Genomic DNA, 19579 nt, shown 5'->3' with positions numbered 1-19579 from the left:
CAGTTGCGCGCGGTGTGGAATCGCGCATCATGTGCGCATTTCGCCAAGGGGGAGCTGTCCATGCGCGTGTTGCCGTTCGTACTGCGTTGCCTGTTGTTGCCGCTGGGGCTGTCGGCCGCCGCCGCCCACGCCGCCAACCAGCAGGCCCTGCTCGATGCCATCAATGACTTCCGCAGCCAGCCGCAATCCTGCGGCGGCCAGGCCTCGGCGCCGTTGCCGCCGCTCACCGAGGACCCGCGCCTGGTGCAGACGCCCACGGCCGGCGACTGGCAGGTGCTGCTGAAGAACAGCGGCTACCCGATGAGCAGCGCCCGCATGCTCGGGCTGACCGGGCCGAAGGACGAGCAGGCGGCGATGACCGCGCTGCGCGAGAGTTTCTGCCAGGTCATCCTCGACCCGCAGTTCGTCGACATCGGCGTGAACCGCAACGGCAACGACTGGCGCATCCTGCTGGCGCGGCCGCTGCTCAAGGGCAAGCTGGGCGACTGGCAAGCCGAGGGCCAGCAACTGCTGCAACTGGTGAACAAGGCACGCAGCCAGGCGCGCCAGTGCGGCGGCCAGTCCTACGCTGCGGCGCCGCCGCTGAGCTGGAACGCGGTGCTTGGCAGCACGGCCGAGGCGCATAGCCGCGACATGGCCAACAACAACTATTTCGACCACAAGGACCGCGCCGGCCAGACCCCGGGCGACCGCGCCGAACTGGCCGGCTACAGCGCCCAGCAGATCGGCGAGAACATCGCCGCCGGCCAAGGCACCCCGCAGCGCGTGCTCGACGGCTGGCTGGCCAGCGCCGGCCACTGCGCCAACCTGATGAACCCGCAGTTCCGCGAGATGGGCGCGGCCTACGCGGTGGACCCGAAGAGCGACGCGGGCATCTACTGGACCGGGATGTTCGGCGCGCAGTAAGGCGCCACCTGTAGGGGCGTATAACCGTTCGCGGCTATACGCCAATGCCCGGCGCGAACGCGGCGGATAACCCCCTCGGGGTTATTCGCCCTACCAAAGCAATTCCATCCGCGAAAATCCCTGCACCAACGTCCGCCTGTAGGAGCGCGCCATGCGCGCGAATCGCGGCCATGGGCCGCTCCTACAAGGGGGCGCGAGCGTTGAGGTTTGCGGTCAGGCGAAGACGAAGTACTTGCGCACCGTCTCCACCACTTCCCAGGTGCCCTTCATGCCGGGCTCGATGACGAACACGTCGCCGGCCTTCAGGTGGATCGGCTGCTCGCCTTCGGGGGTGATGATGCAGTAGCCGTCGAGGAAGTGGCAGAACTCCCACTTCTCGTAGTTCACCTCGAACTTGCCGGGGGTGCAGATCCAGGTGCCCATGATCTTGCTGCCGTCTTTCGACAGGTAGGCGTTGAGGTTGACGGTGTGCGGGTCGCCGCCGATGCGCTTCCACTTGGTGGCGTCCACGACCGGGACGGGGCAGGTTTCACGCAGGACGGTGATGAAGTCGGACATGACAGCTCCAGGCTGGTGAGGGAATGGCCCGTCACCATAGGGCGGTCACGCTCGCGGGGTTTGCCTGGGTTCGACGTCGAGTTGCCTGGAAACGCAAGGGAGCGCCGGCCGGGCGCGGGGCGGCCGGCAAAGTCTGGTCAGTGCGCTGCGCCTCAGTAGGAGCCGTTTTCCCAGGGGCCGCGCTTGGCTCTTCGGTCGCCCTGGCGGCGATCGGCCTCGAAGCGGATCGACTGCCGGCGGTCGCTTCCGCTGCGTCGGTCCGTCACGTGGCGGGTATCGATGGCGAACTTGGCCGGGCCCTTGGTCTCGGGGGGCGGCGCTGCCGGCTCCTGGGGTTCCAGGCTGAGGTCTTCGAGCTTCATGTCGCTGATCGTTATTGTCATCGCATCGCTCCGAATCACGGGGTCAGCTGAGGTCTTGTGCATCAGGCTGAGCGTAGATCGCGGGACCCTGGCTGGCGCTGGGCAGGGGGCGAGCGGTAGTGGGCAGACGGAGAAATGTCGACCCGCTCACAAAATGCGGGCATCCGCCGGCTAGGGCTCGACCCCCGCCAATGGCTGCACGGCCGGCGGTGTCGGGCTGGCGAGCTGGTCCAGCAGCACGCGGTAGGTGGTTGCATGGTGCTGGTAGAAGTCGTCCTTGCTGTTCGCCGCCGGGGGCTTCTGGCCATAGACCCACATCACCCGGCCGGCGCTGGTGAAGTTCCAGCTCGGGCTCACCGCGATCTGCTCCAGCTTGCGGTCCGGGCCGGCCAGCTGGAGGTAGTTGTAGTAGTAGGCGTAGCCCGCCGAACTCTCCCGCGTGTGCTTCTCCAGCACGTGGCCCAGCCCCCGGCGGATGTAGATGCCGAAGGTGGAGATGCCGCGCACCGCGCGCGCGAGGAGTGACTGGGTCCTGAAGTCGGTCGACAGGTCGCCGACGGTCTGCAGGGTCAGCGGCACCTGCACGATGGGGTCGAGGTCGTTGTTGATGACGAAGGCGTTGTCGGTGGCCTGGGTGATGCGCGCGAAGGACGCCGAGAAGCCCATGTCGCCCGGCTTGGGCTGGGCGAACTGGTAGGACTTGAGCCGGTAGCGCTTGCCCTTCAGGCCGAGTGCGTTGTCGCCCCTCACATCCCCGGCGAGCATTCCGTAGTGCAGCGCCGCGTGCACCAGCGTGGCGATGCCGGCGCCCTGGCTGTGGCCGATGACGTAGACGTCGGCCCCTGGCGGGACCAGCTTTTCCAGCACCGGAAGGATGCCGAAGCGCAGGTCGAGCAGGGTGCTGAAGGTGGCGTGGGCGAAGCCGCTGTGTACCGCTGCGCCCGGGTGGTCGGTGAGCTGGAAGTGCTTCGACAGGAACGAACGCGCATAGGCCGGCTGGAAGTACACGTCATCGACCACGCTCGGGTGGCTGGACATCACCGTGCCGCGAATCGCAACGGCAAAGCGCCCGGCGTTGACACCCACGCCCTGATACAGCACCCAGGCGTTCTGCCAGGGGCCGAAGCCGTTGAGGCGCGGGTCGTTGTAGATGACGCTCGAGTCCATCAGCGATGCCATGTCGATCTTCAGCGACTCGGCGCGCTTCTCCAGGTCCTCGAAGAGTTTGTGCCAGTGGCGCAGGTCGTCCTCGGCGAGGTCGCCGCTGGCCTGGGCCGGCAGCTGCTTGTAGGCCAGGTAGGCGTCCGCCACGGCCTGGCGGCTGTCGAACAGCGGCTTCAGGTTCCAGCGCGCGGGATCGAGCTGCGGAGTGAAACCCTGAAGGTTGGCCTCCAGCGTTTGGCGCTGCTCGGGGGAGTTCTGCGCGTTCTTCAATGCCTCGCGGGTGAAGAGGCGGTCGTCCTGCGAGTCGAGGTCGACGCAGAACTCGATGGCGTCCTTCGCCTCCTGCAGATCGAACCCCTTGAAGGACGTATCGCCGCTGCTGTAGGCGAGCTCTTCGGCCGTGGGTTGCGGGAAGTTTCTGGGGGCGGACGAGCAGGAGGCGAGGGCGGCGAACAGCGGGGCGGCGAACTGTTGCCAGTGCGACAGGAATGACGTGTGCGGCATGGAGCACCTCCTTGTGTCGGGTGGGTCGAGCGTCCTCTTCGCCCTGCGTGCGCTGATCGCTCGCGCGCACTTTCCAGCGCCTGAGTGGGGGCCAGTTTAATGGCTAGGTGATGTCACGGAAGAGGGCGCACTCAAGAAAAAGCCCCGCACGGGGCGGGGCTTGGGGTCACTCCTTCTGGCTCACCACCGGCTGCTGCTCGGGGGCGTTCCAGCCCAACAGGCGCTGTTTGTAGCCGTGGCTGGCCGCCTGGTAGTAGGCGATGGCGCGGGCGACCAACGGATCGTCGGCCTTGGCGTTGACCTCCTCGCTCGCACCCAGTGCCTGGTTGTGGCGGCGCAGGGCCTGGCGCGGGCTGAGGATTGCCAGGTCGGTGCCGTCGAACAGGCCCAGGTGCTGGTAGTTGCCGATCACCACGCGCGGCGGCAGGGCGTTCGGGCGCATCAGGTCGCGGCCGAAGAAGGTCGACTCGTAGCTCAGGTTGAGCATGCCCAGCAGGGTCGGCGCCAGGTCCAGCTGGCTCGCCAGCTCGCCGCGCTCGCCGGTGGGCAGCAGCTTGGGCGCGTAGATGAACAGCGGGATCTGGTAGTTCTCCACCGGCAGGTCTTCCTTGCCCGCGCTGCCGGCCGTGTGGTCGGCGACGAAGATGAAGATCGTCTGGTCGAACCACGGCTTGCTGCGCACGTTCTCGAGGAACTTGCCGATGGCGTAGTCGGTGTACTTCACCGCGCCGTCGCGGCCCTTGCCCGACGGGATATCGATGCGCCCGTCCGGGTAGGTGTACGGGCGGTGGTTGGAGGTGGTCATCAGCTGCAGGAAGAACGGCTGCTGCTTGGCGAAGTCCTCGTCGGCCACGCGGGTGGCTTGGGCGTAGAGGTCTTCGTCGGCCATGCCCCAGGCGTTCTTGAAGTGGATGTCCGCCTCCGGAACGCTGCTCTGGTCGACGATGCGGTAGCCGTTGCCGCCGAAGAAGGCGTTCATGTTGTCGAAGTAGCCGCGCCCGCCGTACATGAACACGGCGTCGTAGCCCTTGGCCTTGAACTGCTGGCCGAGGCTGGCGAAGCCGCTCTCGCGGCCGATGCGCTTGACGATGGAGCGGCCCGGGGTCGGCGGGATGGACAGGGTGATGGCTTCCAGGCCGCGGTCGGTACGGGTGCCGGTGGCGTAGAAGTTGTTGAAGTACAGGCTCTGCTTGCGCAGCGCGTCGAGGTTGGGCGTGAGGTTGCGGTTATCGCCGTTGCTACCCAGGTACTTGGCGCTGAGGCTCTCGATGGTCACCAGCACCACGTTCAGCTTGCGCGGCGTACCGGGGTTGCTGATGGTGCGGCGGATATCCATCGGATCGCTGCCGACGAAGTGCGCATTGGGCTCGGCCAGCTCGGAGCGGATCTGCTTGGCGACTTCGTCGGCCGGCAGGGTCGCGTAGAACTGCTGGTAGTCCAGCTCGTTGTTTCGGAAGGCGGCGAAGAACTGGTACGGGCCGTTGCTCGACAGCTCGCGCACGTAGGTGTTGCCACCGTCGCCGCGCGGATGATCCTGGTCGACCGTGAAGCCGGCCAGCAGCGCCGCGCTCCCCAGCACGACCATGCGCGCCATGCGATGGCGCAGCAGCGGCACGGGGGCGGCGCAGATGCGCGTCAGGGTGCGGTGCAGGGCCAGGGTCACCAGCAGCGAGGCGCCGGCCAGGAGGCTGAGCAGCGTGCCGAGCGGGTAGGACTCGCGGATGTTGTTCAGGACTTCATCGGAATACACCAGGTAATCCACCGCGATGAAGTTGAAGCGCACGCCGAACTCATCCCAGAACAGCCACTCGGCGACGGCGGTGAAAAGCATCACGTACACGCAGACGAACAGCGATGCTTCCAGCAGCCAGCGCCAGACTCGCGAGCGCCAGATGCGCGCGGGCAGCAGGAGCAGGAACAACCCCATCGGCAGCAGGGCGTAGGCGAGGAAGCTCAAGTCATAAAGGATGCCGACGCCAAAGACGGTCAGGTTCGCGGCGCCGAACTCCGCCATGTGGCCAGCCAGCAGCGCCACGCGGGTCAGCAGGAAGATGACGAGCCACAGCAGGGTGGTCAGCGCCAGGAAGCGCATCGGCGCCGAGCGGAAGAGTTGCATGGGTTTTTCCTTGTAATGAGTTGCCCGAGCGAGCCGGCGCACGATACCGGAAACCGTGGCGCGGCGATGCTCCGGGCGGGACCTTACAGAGGTGAAGGGCAAGAAAATGTCATGGTCGGACGAACGGATGTTTCGAGTTGTGTCAGCCATCGAGCAAGGTGCTTGTCCGGCGTTTCAGCGACGTTACCGGCGCAAACGCGTCCGGAAGACCGGCGTAGAGCGGATTCCCCGAAGACGCGCCGCGCGCGCTCGTCGTAGGAGCGAGCTTGCTCGCGAACCTGCAACGCACGGCGCTCCCTGTGGGCGCGGACCCTGTCCGCGATTCGCGCGCATGGCGCGCTCCTACAGGGGGCTTTGGCGCGGGGATTTTCGCGGATGAGATCCGCTCCTACGGGCTGACACCGCATCTTCCGACCACGCCGAACGGGCTCCTCTCCCGCTTGCGGGAGAGGGCTGGGGAGAGGGAGCGGAACCAATCCGAAGCACCAGCACATCCGGTAAGCGCCGTTCGCGAGCAAGCTCGCACCTACAGGGCATGGGCGCTCGCCGGCCGTCACGTGGCCGGGGCGGCTGCCTGCCATTGCGCAATCGGTATCTAGACTCACTGGGGCCAAGGCTTTGCCTGCGCAATCAGAAGGAGCGTTTCATCATGAAAGGTCTTCCCCAACTCTTGCCCGTGCTGGCGGTGGGCGCCGCGCTGTCGGGCTGCATGAGCGATCAGGAGTTCATCGCTTCCAACCAGAAAGCCGCCCTCAGTGCCACCGAATCGCGGGCGAAGTTCGAGCTCAACTGCCAGCAGGTGGATGCCAGCGTCCTGACCAGCAAGGTCACCCATACCCGCTTCGGCTACCAACGCACCGAATACACCATCGGCGTACGCGGCTGCGGCCGGCAGGCGACCTACATCACCTATTGCCTCGAATCCACCAACTGCAACGCGATCAGCGACACGGCCCGCGTGGGCACGCAGCAGTAACCCTGCAGCGAAATTACCGCGCCGGCCTTCATCCGTAGGGCGTACAACCGTTCGCGGTTGTACGCCGATTCACCGGGATTACCGATCAGGCCGTGGTTGGACCGGGCAGGTCCGGCCATTGGCGGTAGGGCACCCACAACAGGCCTTGCCAGCGCAGCACCGTCAGCGCCTGGGTTGGGCCGTGGAGGGTTTCGCGGCGGGGTTGGCGGGTGTCGTGGCGGTGCATATCGCGCAGCGTTGGGATCACGTGTTGGGTGATCCATTGGCGGATGCAGCGGTTTTCCGGGTGGTAATGGTGGATCAGCGTGGCGTACAGCGCCGATTCGCTGAGCAGCAGGGCGTCTTCGTAGTCGCCGTGGCTGGCGCGCAGCCAGGCCGAACGGTGCTGGTCGTCGTCGAGGTTGCGGGTCACGCGGTCTTCCAGCAGCGGCAGGCCCATCAGCCGGCCGAGGTCGTGGGCGCAGAACCAGCATTGGTCTTCCAGCAGCAGCGCGCGCAGCTGGCGCTTGTGGCGGGTAAAGACGGTGGGGATCAGGACCTCTTCAGACATGACGCACCTCCGGGGTGGAGGGGGAAGAGGGCGGGTGCAGCGAAGTGCCTTCGGGCTGAAGGCTTGGGTCGGTAGGCATTTCCATTACCTCTGTGCGATTTGACCAGCTTTCTTAGGGCTGGGGTGCCGGGAGCTAAGAAACCCCACACAGAGGGCCGGACGTATTCCCCTTTCGGGTCTTGTATTAGCCCACTCCCGACGTCGCAGAGGTTTTTCGAGGACGAATGAAGCCGGCGTGCTCGAAAAAGCCGCTTAACTTTCGGGAGCGGTCAGGCCGCTGTGTGACAGGCGTTTCTTAGGCGCCGGGCGGGAGGGTAGGGGGTGTGATTTTGTTCGTCAATAGTCTTTGAATAGGTTTGGGTAGGTTTTGCCAATGAATGTCGAAAAAGACTTTTTCTTAAATATTTTATCTAGGATGAAGCTGTCTATCGCGCCAATGCAAGTGCTGGCTAGTGTGCCGACTGCTGGTACTTGTCCTACAGCGGTTGTTGCGATGAAGCGCAATGAGCGTCCTGTTTTGCTTGTTGTGAAATTTGATATTTTTGCTCGAAGGCCGTTTACGGCGTCTCTTATTTCCTTTTCGCTAAGATTTTCTGATTTCCTTAGCCATTCTCTGAATTCTCTGCAGTCTGCACTGTTTCTGGCTTCTATGAATTTATCAACGTCTATAGTGCAGCCATACTCTAAGTCGCTAAAGTCCGGAAGATCTAGTATCTCGATTACTCTAGTGAATCTCTCTTCTTGTGCTTTTGGGTTTAGCTTTTTAAGCAGGAAGGATAGTTTCGACTGCAAAGCTTCGATGTCGCTTTCTTTGAAGCCTGACATGGCTTCAAAATGATTCATCTCAGAAAGGACTTTGTTGAGGCCGGCCAGTTCCAGAACAGCTTTTTCTACCAGCTTGTGCTCATTTTGCATGTCTAGTCCTGTGCTTCTCCCTATGTTAGTTTCAATTCTGAAGTCTTCATTGTCTATCTGTGTGATGCTGGTTTTTATCTCTCCGTGAGAGGGGGTGATGTTGTGGAGTGATTTTAAGTTTCTCTCAATTAGATAGTTTAGTGTTGGTGATTGAGAGTTTAGGTCTAAATGGGTTTGTTTTAATGATTCTGTGCTTATTTCTATGTCTGGATGTATTATTTTTTTTGCGATTTCAAGTTTTAATTTTTTGACTTTGTTTTTATGGGCGTTAATTCTGCTTGTAGACTCGGAAAAGCAGCCGCTGATGTAGTCCCTCTTGTCGGGTACTGATAAAACGCTGAGGCTGTAAGAACCAAGGGGAAGCACGCCGCTCCTGATTCTTTTGTCAAGAATGGCTGCTTGACCCGTCTGGGCGAAAGTAGTCGGGTCTGCAATTATTTTTAATGGAGATTCCTTTATTAGCTCCAGAGTCTTTTCAATTCCTAGGGTGTTCGAAAGGGCTTCAAATTCCCTTAGACGTATGGATTTTATTGTGTACTCTTCAAAAATAAGTAGGCGCCTAAGAATTTGCCCGATGTCTGTATAGTAAGTATTGTTCTCTTCCAGAGTTGTTGAGCAGCCAATGACTCTTTCATGAATCATGTTCGCACCGTCCAGTTTGTGTGCAAAAAAAAGCCCCGCACAAAGGCGGGGCTTTTCGTCTTTCTAATCACTGCCCCAAAATTCCATTTCGAGTATCAGTGTTCTAATGGTCTTGACTTGCTGCTTTGCTACTACTTCGGTCAGTCCCAGCTCAGCGCGCCGCCGGTCTGGTACTCGATCACGCGGGTCTCGAAGAAGTTTTTCTCTTTCTTCAAGTCCATGATTTCGCTCATCCACGGGAACGGGTTGCTGGTGCCCGGGTACTCTTCTTTCAGGCCGATCTGGGTCAGGCGGCGGTTGGCGATGAACTTGAGGTAGTCCTCCATCATCGCGGCGTTCATGCCCAGTACGCCGCGCGGCATGGTGTCGCGTGCGTATTCGATTTCCAGCTGGGTGCCCTGCAGGATCATCTGGGTCGCTTCGTCCTTCATCTGGGCATCCCACAGGTGCGGGTTCTCGATCTTGATCTGGTTGATCACGTCGATGCCGAAGTTCAGGTGCATGGATTCGTCGCGCAGGATGTATTGGAACTGCTCGGCGGTGCCGGTCATCTTGTTGCGGCGGCCCATGGAGAGGATCTGGGTGAAGCCGCAGTAGAAGAAGATGCCTTCCAGGACGCAGTAGTACGCAATCAGGTTGCGCAGGAACTGGCGGTCGGTTTCCGGGGTGCCGGTCTGGAACATCGGGTCGGAGATCGAGCGGGTGTACTTCAGGCCCCAGGAGGCCTTTTTCGCGACGCTCGGGATCTCGTGGTACATGTTGAAGATCTCGCCTTCATCCATGCCCAGCGACTCGATGCAGTACTGGTAGGCGTGGGTGTGGATCGCCTCTTCGAACGCCTGGCGCAGGATGTACTGGCGGCACTCGGGGTTGGTGATCAGGCGGTACACGGCCAGGACCAGGTTGTTGGCAACCAGGGAGTCGGCGGTGGAGAAGAAGCCGAGGTTGCGCATGACGATGCGGCGCTCGTCTTCGCTGAGGCCGTCCTTGCTCTTCCACAGAGCAATGTCGGCGTTCATGTTCACTTCCTGCGGCATCCAGTGGTTGGCGCAACCATCCAGATACTTCTGCCAGGCCCAGTCGTACTTGAAGGGTACGAGCTGGTTGAGGTCGGCGCGGGCGTTGATCATCTGCTTGTCGCCGACGTGTACGCGGGCGCTGGCGCCTTCCAGGTCGTCCAGGCCTTCCTGGATGTCGAGGTCATCCAGGGCTTTCTTGGCGCGGGCGACGGCGTCGGAATCGTTGGCCGATACGGCGCGGGCGTCTTCGACGGAGCCGGCGGCTTCGTCATCCAGTTTGTCGGCGGCCTTGGCGGCGGCTTGGGCCACGGCCGGGGCGGCCTTGGCTTCGGAAGGGTCTTCCTTGTCGAATTCGTCCCAGCTGAGCATCGGTTCCTCTCCTGGTCTGGTTGCGTGATGAGTGCACGCTAAAGCTTGCTTTGCTTCCCTGCCTTCTGGGTTCCCGCGTTCGCGGGAATGACGGAGGGGGAAGCTGTTATGTCTGGTGGGGATGGGGCTTTAAGAGCCCCTCTCCCTAGCCCTCTCCCGCAAGCGGGAGAGGGGACTGTTCGGTGCTGCCTGGCGAACGCGACCCTCGGGCGAGGGCCGCGCTTAAACCATTACTGGCAGGCTTCGCAGTCCGGGTTATCGATACTGCAGGCTTGCGGGACCGGTGCCGGTTTCGGCTCGGCCGGAGCGGCTTGCAGGGTCTCGTCGATCACCGAGGACACGGCGTTGAGCTTGCCGGTGTTGATGGTCGACTTCTCGGTGCTGGTCGCGGCCAGGGCACGGAGGTAGTAGGTGGTTTTCAGGCCACGGTACCAAGCCATGCGGTAGGTCACGTCGAGCTTCTTGCCCGAGGCGCCGGCGATGTAGAGGTTCAGCGACTGGGCCTGGTCGATCCACTTCTGGCGGCGGCTGGCGGCGTCGACGATCCACTTGGTCTCCACTTCGAAGGCGGTGGCGTACAGGTCTTTCAGGTCTTGCGGGATGCGCTCGATCTGCTGCACGGAGCCGTCGTAGTACTTCAGGTCGTTGACCATGACCGGGTCCCACAGGCCGCGGTTCTTCAGGTCGCGTACCAGGTAGGGGTTGATCACGGTGAACTCGCCGGAGAGGTTCGACTTCACGTAGAGGTTCTGGTAGGTCGGCTCGATCGACTGCGATACGCCGGTGATGTTGGCGATGGTCGCGGTCGGCGCGATGGCCATGATGTTCGAGTTGCGGATGCCTTTCTTCACGCGCTCGCGCACCGGGGCCCAGTCCAGGCTCTCGCTCTGGTCGACTTCGATGTACTTGGCGCCACGGGCTTCGATCAGCAGCTTCTGCGAGTCGATCGGCAGGATGCCTTGCGACCACAGCGAGCCGTTGAAGGTCTCGTAGGCACCGCGCTCGTCGGCCAGGTCGCACGACGCCTGGATGGCGAAGTAGCTGATGGCTTCCATGGACTTGTCGGCGAAGTCGATGGCGGCATCGGAGCCGTAGGCAATGTGCTGCAGGTACAGGGCGTCCTGGAAGCCCATGATGCCCAGGCCTACCGGGCGGTGTTTCAGGTTCGAGTTGCGAGCCTGGTCGACCGAGTAGTAGTTGATGTCGATGACGTTATCGAGCATGCGAACTGCAGTCTTCACGGTGCGGCCGAGCTTCTCGATGTCGAGCTTGCCGTCCACGATGTGGTTAACCAGGTTCACGGAGCCCAGGTTGCAGACCGCGATCTCGTCCTTGTTGGTGTTCAGGGTGATCTCGGTGCACAGGTTCGAGCTGTGGACCACGCCCACGTGCTGCTGCGGGCTGCGCAGGTTGCACGGGTCCTTGAAGGTCAGCCACGGGTGGCCGGTCTCGAAGAGCATGGAGAGCATCTTGCGCCACAGGTCCTTGGCCTGGACGACCTTGTGCAGCTTCAGCTTGCCGTACTGGGTCAGGGCTTCGTAGTACTCGTAGCGCTCTTCGAAGGCCTTGCCGTAGAGGTCGTGCAGGTCCGGGACGTCGGACGGCGAGAAGAGGGTCCAGGTGCCGTCTTCGAACACGCGCTTCATGAACAGGTCAGGGATCCAGTTCGCGGTGTTCATGTCGTGGGTACGACGACGGTCGTCACCGGTGTTCTTGCGCAGCTCGAGGAATTCCTCGATGTCCAGGTGCCAGGTTTCCAGGTAGGCGCAGACGGCGCCTTTGCGCTTGCCGCCCTGGTTCACGGCGACGGCGGTGTCGTTCACCACTTTCAGGAACGGAACCACGCCCTGGGACTTGCCGTTGGTGCCCTTGATGTAGGAGCCCAGCGCGCGCACCGGGGTCCAGTCGTTGCCCAGGCCGCCGGCAAACTTGGACAGCATGGCGTTGTCGTGGATGGCGTTGTAGATGCCCGACAGGTCGTCCGGCACGGTGGTCAGGTAGCAGCTGGAGAGCTGCGGACGCAGGGTGCCGGCGTTGAACAGGGTCGGGGTCGACGACATGTAGTCGAAGGACGACAGCAGGTTGTAGAACTCGATGGCGCGTTCTTCTTTCTGCGGCTCTTCGATGGCCAGGCCCATGGCCACGCGCATGAAGAAGATCTGCGGCAGTTCGAAGCGCACGCCGTCCTTGTGGATGAAGTAGCGGTCGTACAGGGTCTGCAGGCCCAGGTAGGTGAACTGCTGGTCGCGCTCGTGGTTCAGCGCGGCGCCCAGTTTCGCCAGGTCGTAGGTCTTCAGCTTGCTGTCGATCAGCTCGAACTCGGAGCCTTTCTCGACGTACGCCGGCAGGGCCTTGGCGTAGATCTCTGCCATCTCGTGGTGAGTGGCGCTCTCGGCCACGCCGAGGAAGCTCAGGGCTTCGGCGCGCAGGGTGTCCATCAGCAGGCGGGCGGTGACGTAGGAGTAGTTCGGCTCACGCTCGACCAGGGTACGGGCGGTCATCACCAGGGCGGTGTTGACGTCCTTCTCGGCCACGCCGTCGTACAGGTTCTTCAGGGTCTCGCGCTCGATCAGCTCGCCATCGACCTCGGCCAGGCCTTCGCAGGCTTCGCGGATGATGGTCTGCAGGCGGCCCATGTCCAGCGGCTGGGTGCTGCCGTCGGCCTTGGTGATGCGGATGCTCGGGTGCGGCTGGGCGACGTCGCTGCCTACGGCGGCCTTGCTGCGCTCGTTGGCGCGGGCTTCGCGGTAGATGACGTAGTCGCGGGCGACTTTCTGTTCGCCGGCGCGCATCAGGGCCAGTTCGACCTGGTCCTGGATTTCTTCGATGTGGATGGTGCCACCGGAGGGCATGCGGCGCTTGAAGGTCGCGGTGACCTGTTCGGTCAGGCGCGCGACGGTTTCATGGATGCGCGACGAGGCGGCGGCGGTGCCGCCCTCCACGGCGAGGAACGCCTTGGTGATGGCTACGGTGATCTTGTCATCGGTGTAGGCGACGACGGTGCCGTTGCGCTTGATCACGCGCAGCTGGCCGGGCGCGGTGGCGGCCAGATCCTGGGCGGATTCGGCGGCCTGGGGCGCTGCGGCCTGCGGGTTCTCGCGAGTGGTGTCGATCTGCATGGGTGGTTATCTCCACATTCTCGTAATGGGTTTCTGTGCGGGCGCCGGGGCGCCTTCCCGAAAAACAACAAAAGAGCGTCGCGTCCGGCGGAACCGGCCACGTGAATCTTTGGACAGGGGATGGGGGACTCAGCGGCCTCCCTGGCCCTAGTCGGGTGTCCGCCCCTTATGGGCCGGAACCACAATACCTAGTGGTGTTGAACGAACGGTTGCAACACGCGTACCGCAGTGCCATCGACATCAATCGCTCCTTGCGGTCTGCGCCGCTTTGGACCTCAGTACGTCTGGATGCAGCTTTCGGGGAACCGGAGGAGCCATGGAAAAGGCTCGCGACTTCGTGCTTCTTCTTGTGTCCGGTTGTTGGCGGTCAACCCAAGATGTAGGGGTTATCCGCAACGGGGATACAAGATAATGCGCTGAGGGGGGCTTTGCAAGGTGAGGATCTGGGGAGAAGCTGTGGATAAAATGTGGGTGAAATGTGGGTGACTCGCGGGACTGCGCGGCAGGCCGCATGGCGCCGCTGTTTTGCCGTTCGTCATCTGTGACGAAGCGATTGCGGTGCCTGCGACGATGCGTTCAGGGCGTGAACCCTACCACAATATCTAGTGGTTATGGCCAGTGCCGGAACGCCCGTGCGGCCTGCCCGGCAATGTGGGTAGAATGCCGGCCTCTGCCAGGGCCTGCGCGGCCCGCTGTGCGTTGTTAGGAGGCGGTGTGGAACAAGAGGCGCGAATCCTGATCGTCGAGGACGACCAGCGCTTGGCCGAGCTGACCCAGGACTACCTGGAGAGCAACGGCCTGAAGGTCGGCGTGGAGTCCGATGGCGCGCGCGCGGTGGCGCGGGTGCTGGAGGAACGTCCGGACCTGGTGGTGCTCGACCTGATGCTGCCGGGCGAGGACGGCCTGTCGATCTGCAAGCGCCTGCGCCCGGACTACGACGGCCCGATCCTGATGCTGACGGCGCGCACCGACGACATGGACCAGGTCCAGGGCCTGGAGATGGGCGCCGACGACTACGTGTGCAAGCCGGTGCGTCCGCGCCTGCTGCTGGCGCGCATCCGTGCCCTGTTGCGGCGCAGCGACGGTGGCGAAGTTGCACCGTCCTCGGGCAAGCGCCTCACCTTCGGCAAGCTGGTGATCGACAACGCCATGCGCGAGGCCTGGCTCGACGAGGTGACCATCGAGCTGACCAGCGCCGAGTTCGACCTGCTCTGGCTGCTGGCGTCCAACGCCGGGCGCATCCTCTCCCGCGAGGAGATCTTCAACAACCTGCGCGGCATCGAATACGACGGCCAGGACCGCTCCATCGACGTACGCATCTCGCGCATCCGCCCGAAGATCGGCGACGACCCGATGCACCCGCGGCTGATCAAGACGGTGCGCAGCAAGGGCTACCTGTTCGTCGGCGAGCTCTAGGGCGCGGCTTTTTCGCCTCGTCATTCCCGCGAACGCGGGAACCCAGCAAACTGCGGGAACCCAATAAACAGAAAGCAACCCGGCAAGAGCGGCGATGAAATCCATCTTCCTGCGCATCTACGGCGGCATGCTCCTGACCCTGGTGGTGGTCGGCGCGCTCGGCTTGCTGACGCTGCGGGTGGTCAACGACGTGCGCGCGCAGGACTACCGCCAGGAGCTGGCGCGCGGCACCTTCCGGTTGATGTCCGACGAGCTGGTGCCGATGGAGGAGGTCGACCGCAAGCGCGCCATCCTGCAGTGGAGCCGGCTGATGGGCATTCCGCTGAGCCTGCAGCACCTCGACAGCCTGGGCCTGGAAAGCCGCGCCCGTGCGCGCCTCATGAATGGCGAGGTACTGGTGGAGCAGAGCGCGCCGCACCTGTTCAAGGTCTATTCCCAGGTCAGCCTGCAGGAGAGCCTGGTGCTGGTGGGCGAGGTGGAGCAGGTCAGCGAGCAACTGGCGCGCGCCACCCTTTATATGGTGATGGACGAGCTGCGCCGCTACCCGGCGAGCGAACAGCCCTACCACCTGGCGCGCATCGTCCGCGACAAGCAGTTCGGCTACGACGTGCACCTCAAGCGGCTCAAGGAGGTCGACCTCGACGACGACCAGAGCCGCCGCGTGGAGGAGGGCGACACCGTGCTGGCGCTGGGCAAGAACGGCGATTCGCTGCGGGTGCTGGCCGGTATTGTCGGTACGCAATGGGTGCTGGAGCTGGGCCCCATCGAACGCATGAACCCTTATCCGCCGCAGCTGCTGCTGTTGATCGCGGCGCTCGGACTGACGCTGATCGGCCTCACCCTCTACCTGTTGGTCAGCCGCCTGGAACAGCGCCTGCGCAGCCTCGAATCGGCCGCCGCGCGCCTGGCCCGCGGCAGCCTGGACGCCCGCGCGGAAGTCAGCGGCGCCGACTCGGTAGGGCGCCTGGCCGGCGCCTTCAACCACATGGCGGTGCAGATCCAGCGGCTGATCATGGTCCAGCGCGAATTGGTGCGCGCGGTGTCCCACGAGCTGCGCACGCCGGTGGCGCGGCTGCGCTTCGGCCTGGAGATGATCGAGTCGGCGGAAACCGACGCGGCGCGGCAGAAGTACATGGTGGGCATGGACGGCGACATCCAGGACCTCGACCAACTTGTGGACGAGATGCTCACCTACGCGCGCCTGGAACAGGGCTCGCCGGCGCTGAGCTACAAGGCCGTGGAGCTGGGCGCGCTGATCGAGCAGGTGATTACCGAGATCGCCCCGTTGCGCCGCGAGGTGCTGGTCACCTGCGAGGCCGGGCCGTTGGTGCCGTTCGACCAGGGCAGCTGGATCGAGGCCGAGCCGCGCTATCTGCACCGCGCCCTGCAGAACCTGCTGAGCAATGCCATCCGCTATGCCGAAGGGCGCGTGCGGGTGAGCTACCGGGTGAGCCTGGACCGCTGCCAGGTGGACGTCGAGGACGATGGCCCGGGCGTTCCCGAAGACCGTTGGGAGCGGCTGTTCACGCCGTTCTTCCGCGTCGACGACAGCCGTACGCGCGTCACCGGCGGGCACGGGTTGGGCCTTTCCATCGTGCGCCGGATCATTCACTGGCACGGCGGGCGCGCCTCGATCAGCCGCAGCGAGAGCCTGGGCGGCGCCTGCTTCACCTTGGCCTGGCCACGGCGCCAGGCATTGCTCAAGGAATAGGCCGGCGACGGGCGGTGGCTGGACAGTTTGCGACTTTATAGTATATAAATTTATATATTGTATTTTCGTAGACCGTTGCCATGTCGTCCACCGAATCCCCTGATCTGACCCGCATGCGCCAGTCCGCCGACGAAGCCGGACGCCTGCTCAAAGCCCTGGGCAATCCAGACCGCCTGTTGCTGTTGTGCCTGCTGTCGCAGGGCGAAAGCCATGTCGGCGGGCTGGAAGAGCGCCTGGGCATTGGCCAGCCGACGCTGTCGCAACAGTTGGGCGTGCTGCGCCGCGAAGGCCTGGTGGAAACCCGCAAGGACGGCAAGCAGGTCTACTACCGGATCAGCAGCCCGCAAGCGCTGGCGGTGATCCAGACCCTTTACCGGTTGTACTGCGCGGAGGATGGGCAATGAGCATCGACTGGACGGCTTTCACCCCCTGGAGCGCCTTGGCCGGCGGCGTGTTGATCGGCCTTTCCGCCGGCCTGTTCGCCGTGCTCAACGGCCGCATTGCCGGCATCAGCGGCTTGCTCGGCGGCGTGTTGGCGGGCAGCAGGGAAGGGCGCCTGGAGCGCCTGCTGTTCCTCCTCGGCCTGCTGGCCGCACCGGCGCTGTGGATGCTCTGGGGCAGGCTGCCCGAGCTGCATTACCAGGGCGGCTGGCTGGCGCTGGTGGTGGCGGGCTTCTTGGTCGGCATCGGCAGCCGCTATGGCGCCGGCTGCACCAGTGGGCATGGCGTCTGCGGCCTCGCGCGGTTGTCGCCGCGTTCGCTGGTGGCCACGCTGTGTTTCATGGGCAGCGGCTTCGCTACCGTCTTCGTCCTGCGTCATCTGTTGGGAGTCTGAACATGGCTGCTGTGATCGCTCTTCTCTGCGGGCTGCTGTTCGGCATCGGCCTGCTGCTGGCCGGCATGGCCGACCCGACCAAGGTGCTGGGCTTCCTCGACCTGGCCGGCGCCTGGGACCCGTCCCTGGCGCTGGTGATGGTCGGCGCCATAGGCGCGGCCTTCCTGCCGTTCACCTGGGCACGCCGGCAAACGCGCAACCTGCTCGGTGGCGCCATGCAACTGCCGAAGGCGCGCGACCTGGACCGCCGGCTGGTCCTCGGCAGCCTGGTGTTCGGCATGGGCTGGGGCATTGCGGGGATCTGCCCGGGACCTGCGCTGGTGGGATTGGGCGCCGGCTACTGGCAGGCGGGCCTGTTCGTCGCGGCCATGCTGGTGGGCATGGGCGTGTTCCAGAAGCTGCAGGGAGGCAAGTGATGTCCGGCCTCGACGACCCGCGCGTGTTCTTCGCCGCCGAGCGCACGTTGCTGGCCTGGAACCGCACGGCGCTGGCTTTGATCGCCTTCGGTTTCGTCATCGAGCGCAGCGGCCTGTTGCTACGCCTGCTGCATGGCGGGGCCGACACCGATGCGGTAAGCCACTATTCGTTCTGGGTGGCGCTGGGCTTCATCCTGCTTGGCTGCTTCGCCGCCTGCAGCTCGGCGCTGCAGTTCCGCCGCGTGGTGCAAGGATTGAAGCCGGTGGAGATTCCCGAGGGCTACCGGGTCAACGCCGGGCCCTGGCTCAACCTGCTGGTGGCCGTGCTGGGCCTGGTGCTGACGCTGTACCTGGCCTTCTGATCGATAAAGTTGACCTTCGGGTCAATGCGTGCAAAATGCTCGCGGCGCGGCACCTTCCGCGCCCGCGCTGCATGCCTCCTCCCTGACTGACCCGCCCCATCGGACGCCGGAAACGGCCGCAGCGGCGAGGATGCGCCAAGCGGTATATCGTTTCTGATATAACGGATGTCCCACTCAGGAGCACCTCGATGAATCGCACCGCCGCACGTTTCACCCTGGCCCTTGCGGTTAGTCTGCTTGCCCAAGCCGCACTCGCCGACGAGGTCCAGGTGGCCGTGGCGGCCAACTTCACCGCGCCCATCCAGGCCATCGCCAAGGACTTCGAGAAGGACACCGGACACAAGTTGGTGGCTTCCTTTGGCGCCACCGGGCAGTTCTACGCGCAGATCAAGAACGGCGCGCCCTTCGAGGTGTTCCTCGCCGCCGACGACACGACTCCGGCCAAGCTCGAGCAGGAAAAGGCCACCGTCCCCGGTTCGCGCTTCACCTACGCCATCGGCAAGCTGGCGCTGTGGTCGGCGAAGGACGGTTATGTCGATGCCAAGGGCGATGTCCTGAAGAAGGGCGACTTCCAGCACCTGTCCATCGCCAATCCGAAGACTGCGCCCTACGGCCTGGCGGCCACCCAGGTGCTGGACAAGCTGGGCCTGATGGACAAGCTGGCCGGCAAGCTCGTCGAGGGCCAGAACATCGGCCAGGCGTTCCAGTTCGTTTCCACCGGCAACGCCGAGCTGGGCTTCGTGGCGTTGTCGCAGGTCTACAAGGATGGCAAGGTGACCGCCGGTTCGGTCTGGATCGTCCCGGTCGACCTCTACGCACCGATCCGCCAGGACGCGGTGATCCTCGAAAAAGGCAAGGACAACGCGGCGGCCAAGGCCCTGGTCGAGTACCTGAAGGGGCCGAAGGCGGCGGCGGTGATCAAATCCTACGGCTACGAGCTGTAAGGCAAGGAAAGCGATGCCACTGACCGCGGCGGACCTCACGGCAATCCGGCTCACCCTCGAGCTGGCTTGCGTCAGCACCCTGATCCTGTTGCTGTTGGGCACCCCCGTCGCCTGGTGGCTGGCGCGCACCCGCTCGTGGCTCAAGGGCCCGATCGGGGCGCTGGTGGCGCTGCCGCTGGTGCTGCCGCCGACGGTTATCGGCTTCTACCTGCTGGTCACCCTGGGCCCCAACGGCCCCATCGGCCAGCTCACCGACGCGCTGGGTTGGCGGCGCCTGCCGTTCAGCTTCGCCGGGCTGGTGGTGGGCTCGGTGTTCTACTCGCTGCCCTTCGTGGTGCAGCCGCTGCAGAACGCTTTCGAGGCCATTGGCCAGCGTCCGTTGGAGGCCGCCGCGACCCTGCGCGCGAGCCCGCTGGATGCCTTCTTCAGCGTGGTCCTGCCGCTCGCGCGGCCGGGTTTCGTCACCGCCGCCATCCTCGGCTTTGCGCACACCGTCGGCGAGTTCGGCGTGGTGCTGATGATCGGCGGCAACATCCCCGGCCAGACCCGCGTGGTCTCGGTGCAGATCTTCGATCACGTCGAAGCCCTGGAGTACGCCCAGGCGCACTGGCTGGCCGGCGGCATGGTGGTGTTCTCCTTCTTCGTGCTGCTGGGGCTGTATTCCACACGGCGCACGCGCGCGGCCTGGAGCTGAG

At 63.9% G+C, this 19579-nt stretch carries 18 protein-coding genes; 10 read left to right on the top strand and 8 right to left on the bottom strand.

Going from position 1 to position 19579, the window contains the following annotated elements; all coding sequences use genetic code 11:
• Positions 1-60 precede the first annotated feature (60 nt).
• Positions 61-906 (top strand): CAP domain-containing protein, encoded by an 846-nt coding sequence (locus ACA097_RS04195; RefSeq protein WP_371368699.1) that lies wholly within the window; start codon positions 61-63, stop codon positions 904-906.
• 213 nt (positions 907-1119) lie between these two features.
• Here the strand turns inward: ACA097_RS04195 and ACA097_RS04190 are convergent, their stop codons facing one another.
• From ACA097_RS04190 to ACA097_RS04175, 4 genes are all read right to left on the bottom strand, one after another.
• Complete coding sequence (locus tag ACA097_RS04190) at positions 1120-1464, bottom strand: cupin domain-containing protein (protein WP_043250796.1); 345 nt, start codon at positions 1462-1464, stop codon at positions 1120-1122.
• 152 nt (positions 1465-1616) lie between these two features.
• Complete coding sequence (locus ACA097_RS04185; protein WP_236658361.1) at positions 1617-1826, bottom strand: hypothetical protein; 210 nt, start codon at positions 1824-1826, stop codon at positions 1617-1619.
• 171 nt (positions 1827-1997) lie between these two features.
• Positions 1998-3494 carry a hypothetical protein gene (locus tag ACA097_RS04180; protein ID WP_371368696.1) on the bottom strand — a complete coding sequence of 499 codons (1497 nt, stop codon included), beginning with the start codon at positions 3492-3494 and terminating at the stop codon, positions 1998-2000.
• A 166-nt stretch (positions 3495-3660) separates the two neighbouring features.
• Positions 3661-5610, bottom strand: coding sequence for an LTA synthase family protein (locus tag ACA097_RS04175; RefSeq protein WP_371368694.1), 1950 nt, complete (start codon positions 5608-5610; stop codon positions 3661-3663).
• Positions 5611-6259: 649 nt separating this feature from the next.
• Here ACA097_RS04175 and ACA097_RS04170 point away from each other — a divergent pair.
• Positions 6260-6586 (top strand): hypothetical protein, encoded by a 327-nt coding sequence (locus ACA097_RS04170; RefSeq protein ID WP_043250823.1) that lies wholly within the window; start codon positions 6260-6262, stop codon positions 6584-6586.
• Between the two features lie 85 nt (positions 6587-6671).
• Here ACA097_RS04170 and ACA097_RS04165 read toward each other — a convergent pair whose 3' ends face one another.
• The 4 genes from ACA097_RS04165 to ACA097_RS04150 form a co-directional block, all read right to left on the bottom strand.
• Positions 6672-7136, bottom strand: a complete 465-nt coding sequence (locus ACA097_RS04165) for a Bro-N domain-containing protein (protein WP_371368692.1) — start codon at positions 7134-7136, stop codon at positions 6672-6674.
• A 336-nt stretch (positions 7137-7472) separates the two neighbouring features.
• A complete protein-coding gene (locus ACA097_RS04160) occupies positions 7473-8693 on the bottom strand; it encodes a hypothetical protein (RefSeq protein ID WP_371368690.1) in 1221 nt (406 codons plus the stop codon).
• 140 nt (positions 8694-8833) lie between these two features.
• A complete protein-coding gene (locus ACA097_RS04155) occupies positions 8834-10081 on the bottom strand; it encodes a ribonucleotide-diphosphate reductase subunit beta (RefSeq protein WP_043250829.1) in 1248 nt (415 codons plus the stop codon).
• 230 nt (positions 10082-10311) lie between these two features.
• On the bottom strand, positions 10312-13200 hold the full coding sequence (locus tag ACA097_RS04150) for a ribonucleoside-diphosphate reductase subunit alpha (RefSeq protein WP_371368688.1): 2889 nt from the start codon (positions 13198-13200) through the stop codon (positions 10312-10314).
• 714 nt (positions 13201-13914) lie between these two features.
• Here ACA097_RS04150 and ACA097_RS04145 point away from each other — a divergent pair.
• The 8 genes from ACA097_RS04145 to modB all read left to right on the top strand — a co-directional run bounded on the left by ACA097_RS04145 (position 13915) and on the right by modB (position 19578).
• Positions 13915-14616 carry a response regulator gene (locus tag ACA097_RS04145; RefSeq protein WP_043250833.1) on the top strand — a complete coding sequence of 234 codons (702 nt, stop codon included), beginning with the start codon at positions 13915-13917 and terminating at the stop codon, positions 14614-14616.
• 94 nt (positions 14617-14710) lie between these two features.
• Complete coding sequence (locus ACA097_RS04140) at positions 14711-16327, top strand: ATP-binding protein (protein WP_371368686.1); 1617 nt, start codon at positions 14711-14713, stop codon at positions 16325-16327.
• An 80-nt stretch (positions 16328-16407) separates the two neighbouring features.
• Positions 16408-16731, top strand: coding sequence for a helix-turn-helix transcriptional regulator (locus tag ACA097_RS04135; RefSeq protein ID WP_043250837.1), 324 nt, complete (start codon positions 16408-16410; stop codon positions 16729-16731).
• A complete protein-coding gene (locus ACA097_RS04130) occupies positions 16728-17162 on the top strand; it encodes a YeeE/YedE family protein (protein ID WP_371368684.1) in 435 nt (144 codons plus the stop codon). The genes ACA097_RS04135 and ACA097_RS04130 overlap by 4 nt, the downstream gene beginning before the upstream one ends.
• A 2-nt stretch (positions 17163-17164) precedes the next feature.
• A complete protein-coding gene (locus tag ACA097_RS04125) occupies positions 17165-17578 on the top strand; it encodes a DUF6691 family protein (RefSeq protein WP_371368682.1) in 414 nt (137 codons plus the stop codon).
• Positions 17578-17940: a YidH family protein gene (locus ACA097_RS04120; RefSeq protein WP_371368680.1), complete on the top strand. Its 363-nt coding sequence runs from the start codon at positions 17578-17580 to the stop codon at positions 17938-17940. The genes ACA097_RS04125 and ACA097_RS04120 overlap by 1 nt, the downstream gene beginning before the upstream one ends.
• A gap of 188 nt (positions 17941-18128) precedes the next feature.
• Positions 18129-18884: a molybdate ABC transporter substrate-binding protein gene (gene modA / locus ACA097_RS04115; RefSeq protein ID WP_371368678.1), complete on the top strand. Its 756-nt coding sequence runs from the start codon at positions 18129-18131 to the stop codon at positions 18882-18884.
• 13 nt (positions 18885-18897) lie between these two features.
• The gene (modB, locus tag ACA097_RS04110; RefSeq protein WP_371368676.1) at positions 18898-19578 is read left to right on the top strand and encodes a molybdate ABC transporter permease subunit; all 681 of its coding nucleotides are present in this window, start codon (positions 18898-18900) and stop codon (positions 19576-19578) included.
• Position 19579 lies beyond the last annotated feature (1 nt).

Origin of the sequence: Pseudomonas sp. QL9, assembly GCF_041409665.1 — a bacterium.
Lineage (GTDB): Bacteria > Pseudomonadota > Gammaproteobacteria > Pseudomonadales > Pseudomonadaceae > Pseudomonas > Pseudomonas knackmussii.
Note: the sequence above shows the minus strand (reverse complement) of the source record. Positions and strands in the feature narration are given on the sequence as shown.

Excerpts from the sequence above, each read along its gene's own strand:
- ACA097_RS04165 (WP_371368692.1), bottom strand. The coding sequence starts at position 7,136 with ATGTCTGAAGAGGTCCTGATCCCCACCGTCTTTACCCGCCACAAGCGC.
- ACA097_RS04155 (WP_043250829.1), bottom strand. The coding sequence starts at position 10,081 with ATGCTCAGCTGGGACGAATTCGACAAGGAAGACCCTTCCGAAGCCAAG.
- ACA097_RS04150 (WP_371368688.1), bottom strand. The coding sequence starts at position 13,200 with ATGCAGATCGACACCACTCGCGAGAACCCGCAGGCCGCAGCGCCCCAG.
- modA (WP_371368678.1), top strand. The coding sequence starts at position 18,129 with ATGAATCGCACCGCCGCACGTTTCACCCTGGCCCTTGCGGTTAGTCTG.
- ACA097_RS04120 (WP_371368680.1), top strand. The coding sequence starts at position 17,578 with ATGTCCGGCCTCGACGACCCGCGCGTGTTCTTCGCCGCCGAGCGCACG.
- ACA097_RS04130 (WP_371368684.1), top strand. The coding sequence starts at position 16,728 with ATGAGCATCGACTGGACGGCTTTCACCCCCTGGAGCGCCTTGGCCGGC.
- ACA097_RS04175 (WP_371368694.1), bottom strand. The coding sequence starts at position 5,610 with ATGCAACTCTTCCGCTCGGCGCCGATGCGCTTCCTGGCGCTGACCACC.
- ACA097_RS04125 (WP_371368682.1), top strand. The coding sequence starts at position 17,165 with ATGGCTGCTGTGATCGCTCTTCTCTGCGGGCTGCTGTTCGGCATCGGC.
- ACA097_RS04160 (WP_371368690.1), bottom strand. The coding sequence starts at position 8,693 with ATGATTCATGAAAGAGTCATTGGCTGCTCAACAACTCTGGAAGAGAAC.
- ACA097_RS04195 (WP_371368699.1), top strand. The coding sequence starts at position 61 with ATGCGCGTGTTGCCGTTCGTACTGCGTTGCCTGTTGTTGCCGCTGGGG.
- ACA097_RS04180 (WP_371368696.1), bottom strand. The coding sequence starts at position 3,494 with ATGCCGCACACGTCATTCCTGTCGCACTGGCAACAGTTCGCCGCCCCG.
- ACA097_RS04140 (WP_371368686.1), top strand. The coding sequence starts at position 14,711 with ATGAAATCCATCTTCCTGCGCATCTACGGCGGCATGCTCCTGACCCTG.
- ACA097_RS04170 (WP_043250823.1), top strand. The coding sequence starts at position 6,260 with ATGAAAGGTCTTCCCCAACTCTTGCCCGTGCTGGCGGTGGGCGCCGCG.
- ACA097_RS04190 (WP_043250796.1), bottom strand. The coding sequence starts at position 1,464 with ATGTCCGACTTCATCACCGTCCTGCGTGAAACCTGCCCCGTCCCGGTC.
- ACA097_RS04185 (WP_236658361.1), bottom strand. The coding sequence starts at position 1,826 with ATGAAGCTCGAAGACCTCAGCCTGGAACCCCAGGAGCCGGCAGCGCCG.
- ACA097_RS04135 (WP_043250837.1), top strand. The coding sequence starts at position 16,408 with ATGTCGTCCACCGAATCCCCTGATCTGACCCGCATGCGCCAGTCCGCC.
- modB (WP_371368676.1), top strand. The coding sequence starts at position 18,898 with ATGCCACTGACCGCGGCGGACCTCACGGCAATCCGGCTCACCCTCGAG.